An 18,511-nucleotide genomic window follows, 5' to 3' on the forward strand; every position below is an offset into this window, starting at 1 on the left:
CCGTGCCGAACTCTGCCGTAAAACCGCTCATCTTGGTTGTTGAGGACGACCCCGCTGTCCGCAACCTTATCGTTGCCGCGCTCGAGACGCACGGCTTGCGCCATATGGCCGTGGAGACCGCCCATGCCGCCATCGCCGCCGCCTCGTCGCAGGCGCCGAGCATTGTGCTGCTCGATCTGGGCCTGCCCGATATGGACGGCGTCAAGGTGGTGGAGTCGGTGCGCGCATGGTCGGGAATGCCGATCATTGTGGTCTCGGCGCGCAGCGAGGACGCGGATAAGATTCGCGCGCTCGATGCCGGTGCCGACGACTATCTGACCAAGCCGTTTTCGGTCGAGGAACTGCTCGCGCGCATTCGCACGACGCTCAGGCGCCTTTCGTATGCGCAAACGGGCAGTGTTGCCTCCGAGGGCTCGTTCGATACCGGTGAGCTGCATATCGATTTTGATGCCGGCATCGCCACGATGGATGGCGAGGAACTGCATCTGACGCCGATCGAGTATAAGCTCCTGTGCCTGCTGGCGCATAACGCCGACAAGGTGCTGACACACCAGTCTATCCTGCATGAGATTTGGGGCACGGCAACTAAGAGTGACCTGGCAAGCCTGCGCGTCTTTATGGGTACGCTGCGCAAGAAGATCGAGTCCGACCCCGCGCATCCGCGCTATATCCAGACGCACGTGGGTATCGGCTATCGCCTGGTCACCCAAGGCTAGATCGCCAACCACCATCCCAATATGAGTTGCGGTGAAATACGGTCTAAATTTGCCTAATTCCAGGCAAAGCAGTCCGTATTCCACCGCAACTTTGTTTATTTGCCCTTGGGCTTGCTGGCGTAGAACTTCTTCTTTTTGGGCTTGCCGGCGGGGGAGGGTTTGCCGGCAAAGTTGGACTTGCCGTTGCCGGTCTGCGCGTGCGCAGGTACAGCCGCGCGGGGCTTGCGGGCCTCGGGGTTGCGCAGCTCCTCGGTTCGCTCGGCAATCTCCTCGGCGCTAAAGCCGACCTCGGCCATGGCGTCCTCGATGGGCAGTCGGCGCACGATATAGCAGTGGTGCACCTTCTGGTTGCGCGCGAAGTCCTCGGGGATGGTCTGTGCCGTAATGTCCTCCAGCACGACGCCCGCGCGCGCGAGCTTGCGCGTTTCGGGGCGGAAGCCGCGCAGGTTGCAGCTAAAGATGGCATGTCCGCCCTGTGCAAGCAGGCGAGATACGCCGGCCAAAAGCTCAACATGGTCGCGCTGGACATCCCAGGTGCGGCGGCCCATCTTGGACGAGTTCGAGAACGTGGGCGGGTCGACAAAGATCAAGTCCCAGCGGTTGCGCGTCTGGCGCTGGTCGCGAATCCAGGCGAGCACGTCGTCGCGCACAAAATGATGCTGCGGACCAACAAAGCCGTTCTGGCGCATATTGCGCTCGGCCCAGTCCAGGTAGGTGTTGGAAAGGTCGACTGTCACGGTTTCCTCGACGCCGCCGTCGGCCGCATAGCAGGTGGCGGTGCCGGTATAGGCGAACAGATTGAGGAAGCGGCGTGCCTGTTTGGCGTGTTCGCGCACCAGGTTGCGGGTGACGCGGTGATCCAGGAAGATGCCCACATCCAGGTAGTCGTCAAAGTTGACGGCAAAGGTGAGCCCGCCTTCTTCGATGAGCGGCAGACGCCGGCGCGCGATGTTGGCGCGCTCGCCCGATCCGCCCTTGCCGGCGCCCTGCTTGCCGTACTGCGAGCCGCCGCGCGAACGCATGCGGGCCTTGGCGTGCACATGCTCGGCCGGAACATCAAGGATGCGCGGCGCGATGGCCAAGATGTCGAGCATGCGGGCCTGGGCCAGCGCGGGATCGATGGTCTTGGGCGCGGCGTATTCGGCGATGACGAGCCAGCGGCCCGGCGTCTGCGGGCAACCCTCGTACAGGTCGATGGCAGCGGAGTAGTCGGGCAGGTCGGCATCGTAGACGCGATAGCAGCTCACGCCCTCGCGCTTGGCCCACTTGCGGCGCAGACGGGCATTCTTGCGCAGGCGGTTGGCGAACTGCTCGGACTCCGGGATGAGCACGGGCAGCGGCTTGCCGTCGCCCAAGTCGAGCGTGGCGGCAGGTTCGGGCATGGAGGAAGCGGCGGCTTCGTCGTTGGCTTCGTTGGCATCCGCAACCTCGGCCTCGGCATCCGCGCTGGTCGCAGCCTCAAACGCTGCAGCGGCGTGGTCGAGTGAGGGCCAAACTTCAAGAGCCGCCTCCTCGTTATTGGGCATGACGGCGATCGAGCGCTCGGGCTCGGCGTGGAGCGCGCGGGCCAGCAAGCCGTCGCGGGTGAGAGCGGCGACCGGCGCCGAAGCGAGCTCGGGGGCGCGGCGCAGCTCGCCGATGAGCGTCATGGCATCGTGCATGAGCGAAAGCGGGGTCTCGGTCGTGTCCGCGACCAGGGCGGCACCGGCGACGGCGCCCGCATGGTCCAGCACGGTGGCGGGCTTGGCGGCACAAAAGTCGACAAAACGCTTGTAGCCGGCGCACTTGACCATGCGCTCGGCAGTCTTGCGGGCGGCGGGGTCGATGTCTACGGCCACGATGCGCGCCTGGCGCTCGCGCGCTGCCGCCTCGCGCTCGCGCGCCTCGGCAAGCAGCTGCTCCCACAGGACAGCGTCGTGCAGCTGCCAGCCCTCAAAGCCCCAGCGCTCGCGTGCGGCGCCCGGGGCGCGGTCGGTCAGAATGTTCACGGCCTCCAGCAGCAGACCGCCGCCGGCGCACGAGGCATCGATCAGCGTGGGAAGGGCTTCGTTTTCGTAATCGTCGGCCGTCAGCTCGCGCTCGCATAGTGCGGTCCAGCCGACCTGCGCTAGCACCAGGGCGGCGTAGTCGGGGCGCAACACGTGTGCGCCCTCGCCGGCACGAGTCGCAGCGGGCGGCAGACGCTTGAACAGCGGGTCGCCCGAAAGGTCCAGGCTGATGCTCGCGCGGCGCTGACGCAGCGAAAGCAACAGGTGAACATCGGGGTCGGCGGCATCGACGTCGGCGCGACGGCCCGTGGTCTCGGCCAGACGGTCGCACAGCGCGTCTTTGGCGCGCAGGGCCGAGAAGCGCGTGTTGCGCAGCTGCTCGGTCACGCCGCGGGCGGTGATGGCGATGGTGGCGCCGGGGCGGATGATGGTCTCCCAGGCGATGTCGTAAACGCTATCGTACAGTTCATCGGCATCCTGCGCCTCAAAGCGCCCGAGTACCACGAACACACGGCTCGCCAGGCGCGACCACAGACAGGCGCGGTAGCCTTCTTCGAGCTCGCCCTCAAATGTAGCGCGGCCCTTCAGCCGGCGAACATGCGAAAGCCCGAGGCGTTTAAGCTCATCGGCGAGTGCGGACTCAAAGCCCTCGGGGCAGCTTGCGTAAAATTCCATGGGTGACCTCTCTGGTTGCGTCGCTCCATTATATGATGGATACTTCGTTTACTCTCGCCCCCGAAAGGAACCCATATGATTGATGCGTGCCCCGATTCCGCCGTGCTCTTTTTTGACGTGGACGGCACGCTGACGTCGTTCGATCCCGACAACATGACCGACAAGGACTTTTCGGCGGTTCGCCCCTCGCAGGCGGTGATCGAGGCGTTTCATCGTCTGCGCGACGCAGGGCACAAGGCGTTTATCTGCACGGGTCGTCCCTTGTGGCTGATTGCCGATGGCCTGCGTGCTTTGGAGCCTGCGGGTGTCGTTGCCATGGCGGGCGCCACGCTCGAGGTCGAGGGTCGCGTGGTGCATGAGGACTGCTTTGACGAGGACGTTATCGAGGAGCTTGCGCGCCGTATGGCAGCGGCAGGGATTGAGGCCTTTTTCGAGACCAACGTGGCTACTTTTGCCCTGGAACCCGCGGGTGTTGAGCAGTCGTCTCTGATCGGCACTTCTGTGGTGCACAGCGCCGAGGAGATGCGCGTCGACGGCAGTCTGCGCGTGGGCAAGGTGTGCATCGTCGCGAGCTACCTGGCTCGCGTAGCCAACGATGACGGCTTTATCGATCGCGAGTTTGAGCTGTGCAACACCGGTGGTCAGAATCGCGAGCTGAGCCCCAAGGGCATTGACAAGGGCGTGGGCGTGGCGCGAGCGCTGGAATACCTGGGTCGCACCGGCAACGCGCGCACCTTTGGCTTCGGCGATTCGGGTAACGACCTGGGCATGCTCGCTGCGGTCGAGACGGCCGTGGCCATGGGCAACGCCATGCCCGAGGTCAAGGCGCTCGCCGACTACGTGACCGACGATGTCGCACACGACGGCACCGTCACAGCGATGCAGCATTTCGGCCTCATCTAATGAATCCCGCGTTCTGACGTTTGCCCAAACTGCGACTCTTTGCTTTTGCATGCTCAATCGATTTATCAATCCAAACACTGAGGTGTTTATACCGTTCGCCGAGAAGATAAAAAACCGCAGCTCACGCCTTGATAAACGTAGGTAAAGTGTTTAGCAGTTTAACGCCCATGTGCAAGCGAAAGGAATCAGGCAGATGGCAATCAAGGTGTTCGCTGACGGTGCAAACCTCGAGGGCATGCTCGACATGTACGAGAACGGCAACGTTCAGGGTTTCACGACCAACCCGTCCCTTATGAAGAAGGGCGGCGTGACGGATTACCGCGCGTTTGCCAAGGAGGTCCTGGCCCACATCACCGATGTGTCTGTCTCGTTTGAGGTCTTTGCCGACGACGTCGAGACCATGGAGGTCGAGGCGCGCGAGATCGCTACCTGGGCCGAGAACGTCTACGTCAAGATTCCGTGCGTGACCACCAAGGGCGAGTCCACCGCCGAGCTGGTGCGCAAGCTTTCGGCCGACGGCATCAAGGTCAACGTCACCACCATCTTTACGCCTACGCAGGTTGATGAGATGGTCGAGGCCGTCGACGCCGAGACGCCGTCCATCATCTCGCTCTTTGCCGGCCGCATCGCCGATACCGGCGTCGACCCCATTCCGTTTATGACGGAGTCGGTCAAGAAGGCCGCCGCAAAGCCCAACTGCGAGGTCCTGTGGGCGTCCACGCGCGAGCTCATCAACATTTACCAGGCCGAGGCCTGCGGTTGCCAGATCATTACGGTGCCCAACAGCATCCTGGCCAAGCGCAAGAACATTGGTCGCGACCCGTACGAGGTCTCGCTCGACACCGTGCGCGGTTTTGCCAAGGATATCGCGGCGCTCGGTTTCCATATCCTGCCGTAGCGCGAACACCGACTGTACCGTGGGCTGTTCGCCCCGGCCTTTCCTTTCCCTATCGCTCACGCGCTCCGCGAGGGTCGCGCTAGGCAAAGGAAAGGCCGGGGCTGCCGGCACGAGCTTGCCAGCAAGTTGGCGATTGGCTTCCATATCCTGCCGTGGGCAAAGGTACCCCCGCCTGCGCCGTGCAAAATTGAGAGTATTCAGCAAGGTAAAGGTCTTTATCAGTTGACCGAAGCATGGAACGGCCCCCGTTTTGGCTCTGACGACGCTAAAACGGGGGCTGTTTTTTGCTTTTTCGTCTCTGAGGGGCATCCGGAACGGTGGAATTTGCAGAATACTCGCGATTTTGCACATCGCTACAGGGGGTACCTTTGCTTTGGCGGTTTACTTTCCCTGCACCATGGTGAGCGAGATCTTCTTGCGGTCGCGATCGACCTTTTCTACCCACACCTTGACCGTGTCGCCGACGCGCACCACGTCGCTCGGGTGCTTGACAAAGCGATTGGCCAGCTTGGAGATATGCACGAGGCCGTCCTGGTGCACGCCCACGTCGACGAACGCGCCAAAGTCGACGACGTTGCGCACCGTCCCCTTGAGCTCCATGCCGGGTTCCAGGTCGTCGATGGAAAGCGCCGAGCGGCTAAAGACCACCTCGGGCGCGTCGTCGCGCGGGTCGCGGCCGGGCTTCTTGAGCTCGTTGACGATGTCGATGAGCGTGAGGGTGCCGCAGTTCAGGTCACTTGCCAGCGCCGAGATACTGCCCAGACGGCGCTCGATGTCGGGCACGCCGCCGCGGCTGAGCTCGCTGGCTTTAACGCCGGCGCGTTCCAGGACGGACGTGGCCACCTCGTAGCTCTCGGGGTGGACGCTCGTCGCGTCGAGCGGGTTCTTGCCGCCGCTGATGCGCAGGAAGCCCGCGGCGTTGAGGTATGCCTTGGGTCCTAGTTTGGGGACCTTCTTAAGCTGGCGGCGATCGGTAAAGGCACCGTTTTCCTCGCGGTAGGCCACGATGTTTTTGGCCACGCTCGGCGTGATGCCCGATACGTATCCCAGCAGGCTTGCGCTCGCGGTATTCACGTCGACGCCCACGCGGTTGACGACGTCCTCCACCACATGGCCCAGGGTGCGCGAAAGCTCGGCCTGGTCAAGGTCGTGCTGGTACTGGCCAACGCCGATGGACTGGGGCGGGATCTTGACGAGCTCTGCCAGCGGGTCCTGTAGACGGCGGCCCAGGCTCATGGCGCCACGCACGGTGACGTCCAGATCGGGATACTCCTGGCTGGCGAGCTCGGAGGCGGAGTACACCGATGCGCCGGCCTCGTTGACGATGGTGTATCGCAGCTCAGGCGCCTGCTCGGCGATGAACTCCGAGACGACTTCCTCGGTCTCGCGGCTGGCGGTGCCGTTGCCGATGACGATGGTGTTGACGCTGTCCTTTTTGACGAGGCGGGCGAGCTCGCGCTTGGTGCCGGCGACGTCGTGGCGCGGCTTGGTGGGATAGACCACGCCGTGGTCGAGCAGCTTGCCGGTCTCGTCCATGACGGCGACCTTGCAGCCGGTGCGGTAGCCCGGATCGAGCGCGAGCACGCGGGCGCCGCGCACGGGGCGTGCCGAGAGCAGGCCCTCGAGATTCTTGGCAAAGACATTGATGGCCTCGGTCTGCGCACGGACGGTGAGTTTGGCGCGGGCCTCGCGCTCCAGCGAGGGGGCCATGAGGCGCTTGTAGCCGTCGGCGATGGCGGCGTCAAAGACGGGCGCGAAGACGCCCTGGCGTCGGGGCCAACGGCTGCCGAGGCGTGCCGTGGCGGCGGCGCCGTCGACGTTCACGCGCACGCGGAGCTTGCCCTCGCGCTCACCGCGGTCGATAGCCAGCACGCGGTGGTTGGGTATACGGCGCAGCGGCTCATCATAGCTGTAGTACGGCTCGTAGGGGGTCTTCTCGGTGGGGTCGGTGGCCTCGACGACGATGTCTGCGGTGTTTTGCGTAAAGGCACGCAGGTCGGCGACGTTCTCGGGGTCCTCGGCCACCGTCTCGGCCACGATGTCCGCCGCGCCGGCGAGCGCCTTTTCGGGCGTGTCGAAGCCGGCCTCCTCATTGACGTATGCTGCGGCGGCGTCGAGCGCACTGCCCTTGGCCGAGGCCTGCATGATGATCATGTTGGCGAGCGGCTCCAGGCCGGCTTCGCGGGCCTTCTGCGCGCGAGTCATGCGCTTTTTGCGGTAGGGCTTGTAGAGGTCCTCGACACGCTGGAGCTGCGTGGCCTCGCGAATCTGCTGCTCGAGCTCGGGCGTGAGCTTGCCCTGGGCGTCGATGAGCAGAATGACGTCCTCTTTGCGCTGTTCAAGATTGCGCAGGTAGGACAGGCGCTCGTCGAGTGCGCGCAGGGCGACGTCGTCCATGCCGCCCGTTGCTTCTTTGCGGTAGCGCGAGATAAAGGGGATGGTGTTGCCCTCGTCGATGAGCTTGACGGCTGCCTCGATGTTGGCGGCCTTAAGGTTGAGCTCGTGGGCGAGCTGGGCGATAAGATCCATGGGACTCCTTGCGTTTAAGGTGCGTTTGCAGCACAGGGCTACCAAGGATACCACCCGTTTCAAAAGACTGTTTTGGGCCCTCGCCACGAAAACGACCTATCTACTACGTTTGAACCGTATGGGTCGACCATCCCCCGGTTTTCAGAAAATACGCAAGCCGTCTACCTGCGCTTTTGATTTTAGGAAATATGGCATGGTTGAGGGTGATTGGCTAAACGTAGTAGATAGGCCCATTTCGTGGCGAACGAATCAGGCTGAGGTGCAAAATGGCCCCCGTCTCAGAAAAATCGTCGGCAAGGTAGCAAAATGCCCCGCGGGCAGGAGGCTGCTCGCGGGGCAAAGAAGAGGGGCTTATTGGTGGCGGACCGAGGGGTTCGGCATGGGGTTTGCCGCGGTCGCTCTTAAGGCATTACAGCTCGACGAGCTGGCCGGTCTCGGCGGCCTCCTTGATGGCGTTGAGAAGCGTGAGCGTCTTGACGTTGTCGGCGGGGGTTACGACGGGCTCGACCTCGCGGCGGACAACCTTCACAAAGTGCTTGAGCTGCATCTTGTGTGGCAGTGCCGAGTCGACAGCCGGAATCTCCATCTGCAGCGGCTTGTGCCAGTTGGAGGCGCCGTCGTAGGAGAACTGGTGCAGGCGGGGCAGCGACAGGGCGCCCTTGGTGCCGCCGATAAAGTAGGCGTCGGCGTCGAAGGGGCGGTACTGCGGATCCTCGCGAGCGGTTGCCTCCCAGTTCCAGGGGCTGGCGGTGGCGTCGGAGATGGTCATGCTTGCGAGCGCGCCATCGGCAAAACGGACGTTGACCACGGCGGAGTCCTCGGTCTCAAAACCGCGGGCGGCGCTGGACTGCATACCCTGGACGGCAACAGGCTCGCCCAGCAGATAGCGGAGCAGGTCGACGTCGTGAACCAGGTTGACCAGGATCGGGCCGGCACCCTTCTTGCGGCGCCACTCGACATCGAAATACTCGTCATTCTTATAGATCATGTAGTGGAAGCTCGACACGGTGAGCTTGCCCAGCTCGCCGGACTCGATGATCTCCTTGGCCTTGTTGACGAAGGGGTTGTGGCGACGGTGCTGACCTACGAGCACGGGCACGCCGGCGGTCTCGGCCTCGGCGGCGAAGGCCTGGGCATCCTCGAGATCGTTGGAGATCGGCTTTTCGATCAACGGCACGATATTGCGCTTCACAGCCTCGCGGGCAACGCCCAGGTGCAAGTCGTTGGGGGTGGCGATAATGACGGCCTCGGGTTTGACCTCGTCCATCATCTGGGCGGGATCGGTGTAAAACGGCACGCCGGCGGCCTCGGCCGTGGCGCGAGCGCCCTCAAAGGCGTCGGCGATGGCGACGAGTTCGGCCTCGGGTTCCTCGGTGACAAAGCGGATGTGGTTGCGGCCCATGGCGCCGGCGCCGATAACGGCAATGCGGACGGGGTTGAGCTCAGACATTTCGACTCCTTAATACTGGTGACCGGTGGGATGCGACAAAGGGGCTGTCCCTTTGTCGCATCGGTAAAACTAGGCGGACTTCTTCTTGCTGTCGGAGACCATCATGTAGACGGTGAGCACGACGGCGATGGCGGCGATCACAATGGCGCCGTAGAAGGACTGCTGGTAGGCGGCGCTGCCGGCCTCGGCGTGATACAGCACGGCGGTGATGGGCTGGCTGATCCAGGTGGAAGCGGCATAACCCAAAAACATGATGCCGTAGTTGACGCCGATGTTGCTGGTGCCAAAGGCGCCACCGGTGAGCGGCGGGTAGATGACGAGCAGGGCGCCAAAGCTAAAGCCGAGCAGGGCGAGCGCCACAAAGAACATGCTCTGCGTAAAGCTCATCGACATGATGACGAGTGCGACGATGGTGACGACAAGGCTGATGAGCAGCGACTTATAGGCGCCGAGCTTGTCGATGATCTGGCCAAAGGACAGACGGCCGACCAGGTTGGCGCAGGTGTTGACGGAGACGACCACGCCGCCGAGGGCGACGGCCGCGGCGCTCGTGGGGTCGGCGAAGAGCTGGACGGCGGCGATGGAGGCAACCTTGCCCACGAGCAGGGTGCCCGCGGTGGCGGCAAAGGCGAAGGTGACGATGAGGACCCAGAAGCGCGGGGTCTTGACCATCTCGCCCGGGGTGAGGTCGCCGAAGGTGCCGGCATGTGCGCCACCCTTGGGGGCCTCGAAGCCCTCGGGCAGCCAGCCGGCCTCGGGGGCCTTCAGGAACAGGGCGGAGGCGGCGATTGTCACAAAGAAAATGACGCCGAGCGCCTTAAGGGCGCCAAAGATGCCCAGGCTCGGGATGAGCAGCGAGGCGAGCACCGGGGACAGCACGGCGGGGCCGGCGGTCGAAGCGGCCAGGGTGATGCCGGAGGCGAGACCCTTCTTGTCGATGAACCACTTTTGGCCGGTGGTGAGCGCCGGGTTGTAGCCCAGGCCGTTGCCGATGGCGGCGACGAGCGAGAACCACAGGTAGAACTGCCACGGCTCGGTGACGGTACCGGACATGAACCAGCCCAGGCCGTAGCACACGGCGGCGGCGATCACGACGTTGCGCGGGCCGATCTTATCGGAGATGCGGCCGGCGAAGATGCCCGTCACGGCCATGATGGTCTGAAAGACCGGGAAGGCCCAGGTAAGAGCGCTGGACCACTCGGGGTAGACGGCGAGCAGGTTCTTGCTCACGACGGAATACAGCGCGATGGAGCTGATGAAGAACATGGTGACGCACGCGGCGGAAAGCACGACAGCGCGACCCTTGTTGGAGTTGGTGGAAGCCATTGGACTCTTTCTAATCGATACGGGGGAGGAACAGGCGTGTCTGCGGGTCCTCCCTGTCGGGTTGGTTTACTGGTCAGTCGGCTTGGCGACGCCGGACTCATCGGACCAGAGCTCGACACCCTTGTTCTTAAGGTAGTTGTCGGCATAGGCGCGACGGCCGCCGGGCTTGGCGGTGAGGTCGCCCATCATGTTGGAGAAGCCGCCGTCGACCTTGATGGCGTCGCCGGTGGTAAAGTCCGAGCGCTTGGACGCCAGGAACATGACGGCGTTGGCGATATCGCTGACCTCGCCGATGCGGCGCGTGGCGATCAGGCGGCTGCGGCTCTTTTCGACCTCGGGGTCGGCGTAGAAGTTGGCCGACATCGGGGTCTTAACGAAGCAAGGCTCGACGCAGTTGGAGCGGACGCCGTAGGGGCCCCATTCGGCAGCCAGCATCTTGGACATCATGTTGACGCCCGCCTTGGTGGAGCTGTACACGCCCGAGAACGTCTCGGGGGAGTGGCTGGCAACGGTCGAGATGTGCACCAGGCGACCCTGGCCGGCCTTGATCATCTCGCGACCAAAGCGCTGCGAGGTGATGAAGTAACCGGTGAGGTTGACGTTGAGCACCTGCTCCCAGTCGCTCAGCGGCAGGTCCTCCATGGCGGCGAAGCGCAGGATGCCGGCGGTGTTGACAAGGACGTCGACGCGGCCGAAGTCGGCGATGGTGGCATCGACGGCGGCCTGAACCTCGGCCTCGTCGGTGGCGTTCATCTTGTAGCCCTCGGCGTGGATGCCAAACTCGGCGGCGAGGTCGGCGGCTGCGGCCTTGACCTTCTCCTCGTCCAGGTCGAGCAGGACGACGTTGGCGCCGTTGCGGGCGAACTCGCGGCAAATCTCGACGCCCATACCGCCGAGCGCGCCGGTCACGGCGCAGACATCGCCCTCGAGCTTAAGCCAATTGCTCATAGGAACTTCCCTTCTTGTGCCTCCCGGTGGGTCGCTCCCATTAACCGACCCACGTGGTTTTCGCTGGTTATCGTATGCTTTGCATTTGCGCAGGTGAATTGCATATTTGTTAGAATGGCGTTAACCGTAGGTTTATACTGTGCGATGCAGTTTTTCTCAATCGAGCGCGTGACCTGCCAAAACGACCCCCTGTGGCGCCATGCGTTCACAGGCGCGAAAACGGGAGATTGACGTGTACGATCGACGACTCGAGGCCATATCGGCCGCCGCGGAGCTGGGAAGCTTCTCACGTGCGGCGGCAAAATTGCGCGTGTCGACCCCGGCGCTCGTCAAACAGGTGTCGGGTTTCGAGGCCGAGTTTGGCATCACGTTGTTCGAGCGCTCGCATTCGGGTGTTAAGGTGACGCCGGCGGGCGCTCTGCTGGTGGACGACGCGCGCTCGATCATGCGGCAGTCCGAGGACGCGCTGCGCCGCGCCCGACGCGCGGCGGGCGATGGCGGTGCCGTGCGTCTGGGTGTGTCGATGATGTGCCCGGGGCGCCAAACGCTGTCGATGTGGTCGGGCGTACACGAGCTGGAACCGTCGCTGCGATTTGAGATCGTGCCGGTAAGCGACCTCTATGACGAGCGCGAGACCGTCATGCGCAGCCTCGGTCGTGAGGTCGATGTGGTGCAGTCGAGTTTTTCGACCCCGCGCTGGGGTGACGCCTGCCAAAAGCTCCGCATTGTCAACGTGCCGTTTTATATCGACCTGCCGCGCACGAGCCCGCTGGCGCGCAAGAATCGCATTACGGTCGCCGACTTGGAGGGTATGCGTCTGCGCGTGCTCCGCCACGGCAACGACGCTATGGACAGCCTGCGTATCGATCTTTTGGCAGACGGCGGCGTGGACGTGATCGATGTGGATAGCTTCGACTTTGCGCTCTTTAACGAGGCGGAGGAAAAGGGTGACGCGGTGCTCACCTGCGGCGCATGGTCGGGGGTGCACCCGGCCTTTGTGGGCGTACCGTTCCTGTGCGGCCGCGAGGTGCCGGTCTTTTTGCACTATCCGCTCGAGCCGACCCTCCAAGTACAAAAATTCATCAACGCCATGGCACAACTTCTCAAATAGCCAAAAGAGTCCCGTCCCAAATTAGCTACCCTTTGCTACGGGTTTAGCGGTCCTCGCGTCGCGGCCCGGCTGCCTCGGCTGTCTTTACGCGGTTCTTGTCGATGTACATGTTTTTGTCGGCCTGAGAAAAGAGTTCACGCATCGTAGGCGGTTCATCAAAATCACTGGAAAGCGCGTAGCCCACCGCATAGCTGATAGGCATGTCGGGGTGAGCCCCGGAATACTCGTTCACGTTCGCGCGAATCCGAGCGAGACAGGATTCCACAGCGGCTCGGTCGGCATCCCACAGCACCGCGATAAACTCATCGTCGCCGTCGCGACCCACAAAGCACGTCTCCGACGCCACACTTCCCAGTTGTTGGGCAAAAGAGCGAATGTATTCATCGCCCTTCTCATGGCCGAAGTTGTTATTGACCATATGCAGATTGTTAAGGTCGAAGACGCACACCGCAACGGGCGCCTCCGCGGAGACAGGCTGCTCCTGCCCCAAGATCTCCTCGCACTTGTTCTTATTGGGCAGTCCCGTGGCTTCGTCGAGATAGACTTTGTTCTGCAGTTCGCGATTGAGCGCGGCAGTTCGCACCGCGCGAACAAGTTCGACCGCAAAGGTCGCCACCAAGCCCATGATGTCGATGATCACCAGGCCCTCGAGATAGTTGAGCGCCGACGCCTTCTCCTGAGAGTAGTCCTCTGCGAGTCGCGTAGCATCGTCGCAAATGCCAAAGAACTCCTCGCTCATGGAGATGATGTCGGTGTTCTCATAGCCGACTTCGCGCACGCGGATGATCTCGGTGCAAAGCTCATCAAAATAATTTGCAAGCTCGGTCATTTTTGCCTGATACTCATCGTCGTCGAGACGGACGAGGTTGAGGTCGTCACTTCCGTAACGCAAACCGTTGATGTATGAATCCACGGCTTTGAGCAGGTCATCTTGAGGCTGGCCCGCATCCTCGAGCTTAACGATTCGCTGCGTGGTACCGCGCACCAGACCGGCGTAGTTGACCACACGCGCCGTGCCCTGGATATCGGAGACGAGCAGCATAACATTGATGAAGAAGAAGATGAGAACTGCCGTGAGCACCATCATGAGCAGGCGCACCGCCTGGCCGGCCTTCTTGGCGACAGAAGTATTCACAAGTTCACTCCCCTAAATGACAAAAGAACAGGTAGCACGCAGTGTGCTGAAATTCATGGGTGGTTAACTCTACCATATGGGCCAGCAGCCTCAAACTGCAGCAGACGCTCGTCCAAATTGGCGTGACGCTTGCCTTGTTGTTCTTGACCTGGCCGCGCTATCGGACATGCTTCTGGTCTTGGATCACCATGGGAAAGCTCATCCCGTTTTGTGCGTCTAGAGTGGGATGCGGCTTCCCAAAGGTGCCGTTAGGGGAAATCACATCCCGGTTTACCCCCTTGAAATGGGATGCCGTTTCCCGGAGGGGGTCCAGCGGGAAACGGCATCCCATTTTGGGCCCGAAAAGTGGGATACGGTTTCCGGCCGGCATGAAAAAGCCTCCGCAGCTCGTGTGGCTGCGGAGGCTTTATTCGTTGCGGTGCATTGTGTTTGGGTCGTTGAGATGAGTCGATTTGCCGCTCATTCGTCGGGCATTGACCTTAGGGTCATGCCCGACGAATGAGCGGCAAATCGGCCATCTCGGCGAGCCGAACTACTCCAGCTCAAACGCTCCGGTATAGAGCTGGTAGTAATACCCGCGCTTGGCGATCAGCTCGTCGTGGTTGCCGCGCTCAATGATGCGGCCGTGATCCAGACAGATGATCGCGTCGGAGTTGCGCACGGTGGACAGGCGGTGCGCGATGACAAACGTCGTGCGGCCCTCCATGAGCTTGTCCATGCCGGCTTGCACGATGGCCTCGGTGCGGGTATCAATGCTCGACGTGGCCTCGTCCAGGATCATCGCCGGCGGATCGGCGACGGCGGCGCGTGCGATCGAGATCAACTGGCGCTGGCCCTGCGACAGCTGCGCGCCGTTGCCGGTGAGCATGGTGTCGTAGCCGTCGGGCAGGCGGGTGATAAAGTCGTTCGCGCCCGCGAGCTTGGCCGCCGCGATGCACTCCTCGTCGGTGGCGTCCAGGTTGCCGTAGCGGATGTTGTCCATCACGGTGCCGGTGAACAGGTTCACGTCCTGCAGCACAACGCCCAGCGAGCGGCGCAGATCGGCCTTGCGGATCTTGTTGACGTTGATGCCGTCGTAGCGGATCTTGCCGTCGGCGATGTCGTAGAAGCGGTTGATGAGGTTGGTGATGGTCGTCTTGCCGGCACCGGTGGCGCCGACAAACGCGACCTTCTGGCCCGGCTTGGCAAACACGGACACGCCGTGCAGCACCTCGTGGTCGGGCGTGTAGCCAAAGTCGACGTTGTCCATGACCAGGTCGCCGCGCAGCGGCACGTACTCGATCTCGCCGGTTGCGCGGTGCGGATGTTTCCACGCCCACATGCCGGTGTGGTGGTCGGCCTCCTCGAGCTGCCAGGTGTCGGGGTTCACCTGAGCGTTGACGAGCGTCACATAGCCTTCGTCGGCTTCGGGCTCCTCGTCGATGAGCTCAAAGATACGGTCGGCGCCGGCGAGGCCCATGACCACGGCGTTGATCTGCTGCGAGATCTGGCCGATCTGTCCGCAGAACTGCTTGGTCATGTTGAGGAACGGCACCACGACGGCGATGGACAGTGCCATGCCCGAGATGCTCAGGTTGGGCACGCCCAGCGCCAGGAAAATGCCGCCTGCCAGTGCGACCAGCACGTAGAGCAGGTTTCCCAGGTTCATAAGGATGGGCATGAGGATGTTGGCGTACATGTTGGCCTTCTGCGAGACCTCGAAGAGCTTTTCGTTGCGCTCGTCAAAATCGGCTTCGGCGGCAGACTCGTGGCAGAATGCCTTGACGACCTTCTGGCCGTTCATGACTTCCTCGATATGGCCCTCGACCACGCCGAGCTCGGTCTGCTGCGCAATAAAGAAGCGCGCGGAGTTGGAGCCGAGCAGCTTGGTCATAAAGGTCATAAAGACGACGCCGGCCACGATGACCAGGCACATCCACACGCTGTAGTACAGCATGATAAAGAACACCGTGACGATGACGATGGTCGTCATGAGCAGGTTGGGCAGCGACTGGCTGATCATCTGGCGCAGCGTGTCGATGTCGTTGGTGTAGTGGCTCATGATGTCGCCGCGCTGGTGCGTGTCGAAGTAGCGAATCGGCAGGTCCTGCATGCGGTTGAACATCTTCTCGCGCAGCTTCTCGAGCGAGCCCTGCGTGACGATGGCCATGGCGCGGTTCCAGAACAGCGAGGACAGGATGCCGACGCCGTAGATGCAGGCGAGGGTGGTCACGAGCTGTGCAATCTTGGGCTCTGCGGCTTCCCAATCGCCCGACTGCCACGATTCGCTAATAATCTGCAGGGCGCTCTGAAGGAAGGTCGCGCCGATGGAGTTGATGATGGCGCAGAGCACCACGCCGACGACGACGAGGGGCAAAAGCACGGGGTAGAAGCCAAAGAGCGTCTTGATGAGGCGCGACATGGTGCCGCCCTTGCGGTTGAGCGCGCGCTCGGCAGTAGTTGCCTTACTCATGTGCCTCGCCTCCTTCCTGGGTCTGGGCTTGCGTTGCGGATGCCTCGGTATTGGCCTCGACGGCCCCTTCGCCCTCGGCAGACATCTTGTTTTGCGAGGTAAAGGTCTCGCGGTAGATCTCGCTCGTCTTGAGCAGCTCGTCGTGGTTACCGATCTGCGCGATACGGCCGCCCTCCATGACGATGATGCGGTCTGCGTCCTGCACGGAGCTGATGCGCTGGGCGATGATGAGCTTGGTCGTGTTGGGCAGATAGCTTGCCAACCCTGCGCGGATCTTGGCGTCGGTCTTGGTGTCGACGGCGCTGGTGGAGTCGTCCAAGATCAAGATCTTGGGGCGACGCAGCAGGGCACGCGCAATGCACAGGCGCTGCTTCTGACCGCCGGAAACATTGGAGCCGCCCTGCTCGATCCAGGTGTCGTAGCCCTTGGGGAAGCCGTCGACAAACTCATCGGCGCAGGCCAGGTGTGCCGCCTCGCGGACTTCCTCGTCGGTGGCGTTCGGGTCGCCCCAACGCAGATTCTCGGCGATGGTGCCGCTAAACAGCACGTTTTTCTGTAGCACCATGGCCACTTGGTGGCGCAAGGCGTCCAAGTCGTAGTCGCGCACGTCCATGCCGCCCACGCGCACGGTGCCCTCGGTGGCGTCGTACAGGCGGGCGATGAGGTTTACAAGCGTGGACTTGGCCGAGCCGGTGCCGCCGATGATGCCGATGGTCTCGCCGCTCTTAATGTGCAGGTCGATATCGTCGAGCGCCTGGCGCTTCGCATGCGCGGAATACTTAAAGCTCACGTGGTCAAAGTCGATGGAACCGTCGGCAACCTCGAGCACGGGCTCGGCGGGATCGGCGATCGTGGGCTCGGCGGCTAGCACCTCGGTGATGCGGTGCGCCGATTCGTCGGCCATGGTCACCATGACAAAGATCATCGATAGCTGCATCAGGCTCATGAGGATTTGGAAGCCATAGGTAAAGATCGAGGAGAGCTGGCCCACGTCGAACAGCGTGCCCTGGCTCGTGATGATGAGCTTGGAGCCCAGGTAGATGATGACGACAAACGCGCCGTTGACGCAGATGTTCATCATGGGGTTGTTAAAGGCAAGCAGCTTCTCGGCGCGGGTGAAGTCCATCTGGACGTCGCGTGCGGCGGTCGCGAACTTCTCCTTCTCAAAGTCTTCGCGCACGTAGCTCTTGACCACGCGCATGCCGGTGACGTTTTCCTCGACGGACTCGTTAAGGGCGTCGTACTTGTGGAACACGCGCGAGAAGATGGGACGCACCTTAAAGATGATAAAGAACAGCCCAAAGCCCAGCAGCGGAATGATGACCAGGTAGACCATGGCGACGCTGCCGCCCATGATAAATGCCATGGTAAAGGCGAAGATCAATACCAGCGGCGCGCGCACGGCGATACGGATGATCATCATAAAGGCCTGCTGCACGTTGTTGATATCGGTGGTCAGGCGCGTGACGAGCGAGGAGCTCGAGAACTCATCGATGTTGGCAAAGCTGAACGTCTGGATCTTGTAGAACAGGTCGTGACGCAGGTTCTTAGCGAAGCCGCAACTCGCATGGCTGCAGGTGACGCCGGCAGCGGCGCCAAAAGCAAGCGACGTCAGCGCGATGAGCACCAAAAAGCCCGCGGTGGGAAGCATCTCGGCTACGGTGGTGCCATCTTTGATGGCGTCGATCAGGTTGGCGGTGATAAATGGAATCAGCATCTCGCAGAGCACCTCGCCAAGCACGAGCAACGGCGTGGCAACGGTGACTTTTATATAGTCGCGGATGCTGCCCATGAGGGTTTTAATCATCCAGTTCCTCCCAGGTTACACGGATTTTCTCGAGCATTTCGGCGAGCTGCTCGCGCTCGTCGTGGGTGAGGGCACCAAAGGCCTGCTCTCTAAAGCGAATGCGGGCTGCCTGGTCGATGCGGGCGTTTTCCCGGCCGGTTTCGGTCAGGCGAATGGTGAGCTGCCGTCGATCCTTGGGGTTACGGCTGCGCTCGATGAGGCCGTTGAGCTCGAGTTTGGACAGGATCTCGGAAAGCGACCCCGGCTTGAGGTCAAAGTGCATGCCGAGTTCCTGCTGCGACATCTCGCCGCCGGGTTGCTTGGCCAGCAGGCAGATGATGGGCGCCTTGCCGGACACGCCTCCGCCATGAAAATGCATGTAATGGCCGCAAAAGCCCAGGCCATTGAGGATGCGCTTGGCAAGCTTGTCTTCTGAGCTAACCGCTTCGGGTGCATCCGCCGGCTGTGACGGGTCGCCGCCGGGCTCGTGCGAACAAAGGTTAAGAGGTTCATCGCACATGAATTAGTGTTGCTCCTTTCTTTAGTTAGGTAGTGGAATTGTTTTGTGCCTAACCAATCTAGGAGCATGAGAAA

General features: G+C 62.2%; 13 protein-coding genes. 4 read left to right on the forward strand and 9 right to left on the reverse strand.

Annotated features, from left to right (window positions below):
• The first annotated feature begins 2 nt into the window (after positions 1-2).
• Entirely contained in the window at positions 3-716 is a 714-nt protein-coding gene (locus ACKUTP_RS02550) for a response regulator (RefSeq protein WP_409063491.1), read from the forward strand.
• A gap of 95 nt (positions 717-811) precedes the next feature.
• Here the strand turns inward: ACKUTP_RS02550 and rlmKL are convergent, their stop codons facing one another.
• Complete coding sequence (gene rlmKL / locus ACKUTP_RS02555) at positions 812-3,379, reverse strand: bifunctional 23S rRNA (guanine(2069)-N(7))-methyltransferase RlmK/23S rRNA (guanine(2445)-N(2))-methyltransferase RlmL (protein WP_409063492.1); 2,568 nt, start codon at positions 3,377-3,379, stop codon at positions 812-814.
• 75 nt (positions 3,380-3,454) lie between these two features.
• Here rlmKL and ACKUTP_RS02560 point away from each other — a divergent pair, with 75 nt between their 5' ends.
• Both ACKUTP_RS02560 and ACKUTP_RS02565 read left to right on the forward strand, forming a co-directional pair.
• Entirely contained in the window at positions 3,455-4,282 is an 828-nt protein-coding gene (locus tag ACKUTP_RS02560) for an HAD-IIB family hydrolase (RefSeq protein WP_271738343.1), read from the forward strand.
• A gap of 193 nt (positions 4,283-4,475) precedes the next feature.
• A complete protein-coding gene (locus tag ACKUTP_RS02565; protein WP_196025514.1) occupies positions 4,476-5,180 on the forward strand; it encodes a transaldolase in 705 nt (234 codons plus the stop codon).
• 381 nt (positions 5,181-5,561) lie between these two features.
• On the opposite strand, the gene ACKUTP_RS02570 is transcribed toward ACKUTP_RS02565, so the two are convergent.
• From ACKUTP_RS02570 to ACKUTP_RS02585, 4 genes are all read right to left on the reverse strand, one after another.
• Positions 5,562-7,709 (reverse strand): Tex family protein, encoded by a 2,148-nt coding sequence (locus ACKUTP_RS02570; protein ID WP_409063493.1) that lies wholly within the window; start codon positions 7,707-7,709, stop codon positions 5,562-5,564.
• Between the two features lie 409 nt (positions 7,710-8,118).
• Positions 8,119-9,159 (reverse strand): Gfo/Idh/MocA family protein, encoded by a 1,041-nt coding sequence (locus ACKUTP_RS02575; RefSeq protein WP_271738341.1) that lies wholly within the window; start codon positions 9,157-9,159, stop codon positions 8,119-8,121.
• Positions 9,160-9,228: 69 nt separating this feature from the next.
• Positions 9,229-10,485 carry an MFS transporter gene (locus ACKUTP_RS02580; RefSeq protein ID WP_117646283.1) on the reverse strand — a complete coding sequence of 419 codons (1,257 nt, stop codon included), beginning with the start codon at positions 10,483-10,485 and terminating at the stop codon, positions 9,229-9,231.
• A 66-nt stretch (positions 10,486-10,551) separates the two neighbouring features.
• Entirely contained in the window at positions 10,552-11,433 is an 882-nt protein-coding gene (locus ACKUTP_RS02585) for an SDR family NAD(P)-dependent oxidoreductase (RefSeq protein WP_118934451.1), read from the reverse strand.
• A gap of 232 nt (positions 11,434-11,665) precedes the next feature.
• Here ACKUTP_RS02585 and ACKUTP_RS02590 point away from each other — a divergent pair, with 232 nt between their 5' ends.
• A complete protein-coding gene (locus ACKUTP_RS02590; RefSeq protein WP_349115288.1) occupies positions 11,666-12,544 on the forward strand; it encodes a LysR family transcriptional regulator in 879 nt (292 codons plus the stop codon).
• Positions 12,545-12,587: 43 nt separating this feature from the next.
• Here the strand turns inward: ACKUTP_RS02590 and ACKUTP_RS02595 are convergent, their stop codons facing one another.
• The 4 genes from ACKUTP_RS02595 to ACKUTP_RS02610 all read right to left on the reverse strand — a co-directional run bounded on the left by ACKUTP_RS02595 (position 12,588) and on the right by ACKUTP_RS02610 (position 18,437).
• Positions 12,588-13,679: a GGDEF domain-containing protein gene (locus tag ACKUTP_RS02595; RefSeq protein ID WP_409063494.1), complete on the reverse strand. Its 1,092-nt coding sequence runs from the start codon at positions 13,677-13,679 to the stop codon at positions 12,588-12,590.
• Positions 13,680-14,211: 532 nt separating this feature from the next.
• A complete protein-coding gene (locus ACKUTP_RS02600; protein ID WP_409063495.1) occupies positions 14,212-16,131 on the reverse strand; it encodes an ABC transporter ATP-binding protein in 1,920 nt (639 codons plus the stop codon).
• Positions 16,124-17,938 carry an ABC transporter ATP-binding protein gene (locus tag ACKUTP_RS02605; protein ID WP_409063496.1) on the reverse strand — a complete coding sequence of 605 codons (1,815 nt, stop codon included), beginning with the start codon at positions 17,936-17,938 and terminating at the stop codon, positions 16,124-16,126. Before ACKUTP_RS02605 ends, ACKUTP_RS02600 begins: the two co-directional genes overlap by 8 nt.
• Positions 17,931-18,437 carry a MarR family winged helix-turn-helix transcriptional regulator gene (locus tag ACKUTP_RS02610; protein ID WP_117770394.1) on the reverse strand — a complete coding sequence of 169 codons (507 nt, stop codon included), beginning with the start codon at positions 18,435-18,437 and terminating at the stop codon, positions 17,931-17,933. Before ACKUTP_RS02610 ends, ACKUTP_RS02605 begins: the two co-directional genes overlap by 8 nt.
• Between the last annotated feature and the right edge of the window lie 74 nt (positions 18,438-18,511).

The organism is Collinsella sp. wc0529, from assembly GCF_046116875.1.
Classification (GTDB): Bacteria; Actinomycetota; Coriobacteriia; order Coriobacteriales; family Coriobacteriaceae; genus Collinsella.

Coding starts and splice junctions, on each gene's coding strand:
- rlmKL (WP_409063492.1), bottom strand. CDS start 3,379: ATGGAATTTTACGCAAGCTGCCCCGAGGGCTTTGAGTCCGCACTCGCC.
- ACKUTP_RS02560 (WP_271738343.1), top strand. CDS start 3,455: ATGATTGATGCGTGCCCCGATTCCGCCGTGCTCTTTTTTGACGTGGAC.
- ACKUTP_RS02565 (WP_196025514.1), top strand. CDS start 4,476: ATGGCAATCAAGGTGTTCGCTGACGGTGCAAACCTCGAGGGCATGCTC.
- ACKUTP_RS02570 (WP_409063493.1), bottom strand. CDS start 7,709: ATGGATCTTATCGCCCAGCTCGCCCACGAGCTCAACCTTAAGGCCGCC.
- ACKUTP_RS02575 (WP_271738341.1), bottom strand. CDS start 9,159: ATGTCTGAGCTCAACCCCGTCCGCATTGCCGTTATCGGCGCCGGCGCC.
- ACKUTP_RS02580 (WP_117646283.1), bottom strand. CDS start 10,485: ATGGCTTCCACCAACTCCAACAAGGGTCGCGCTGTCGTGCTTTCCGCC.
- ACKUTP_RS02585 (WP_118934451.1), bottom strand. CDS start 11,433: ATGAGCAATTGGCTTAAGCTCGAGGGCGATGTCTGCGCCGTGACCGGC.
- ACKUTP_RS02600 (WP_409063495.1), bottom strand. CDS start 16,131: ATGAGTAAGGCAACTACTGCCGAGCGCGCGCTCAACCGCAAGGGCGGC.
- ACKUTP_RS02605 (WP_409063496.1), bottom strand. CDS start 17,938: ATGATTAAAACCCTCATGGGCAGCATCCGCGACTATATAAAAGTCACC.
- ACKUTP_RS02610 (WP_117770394.1), bottom strand. CDS start 18,437: ATGTGCGATGAACCTCTTAACCTTTGTTCGCACGAGCCCGGCGGCGAC.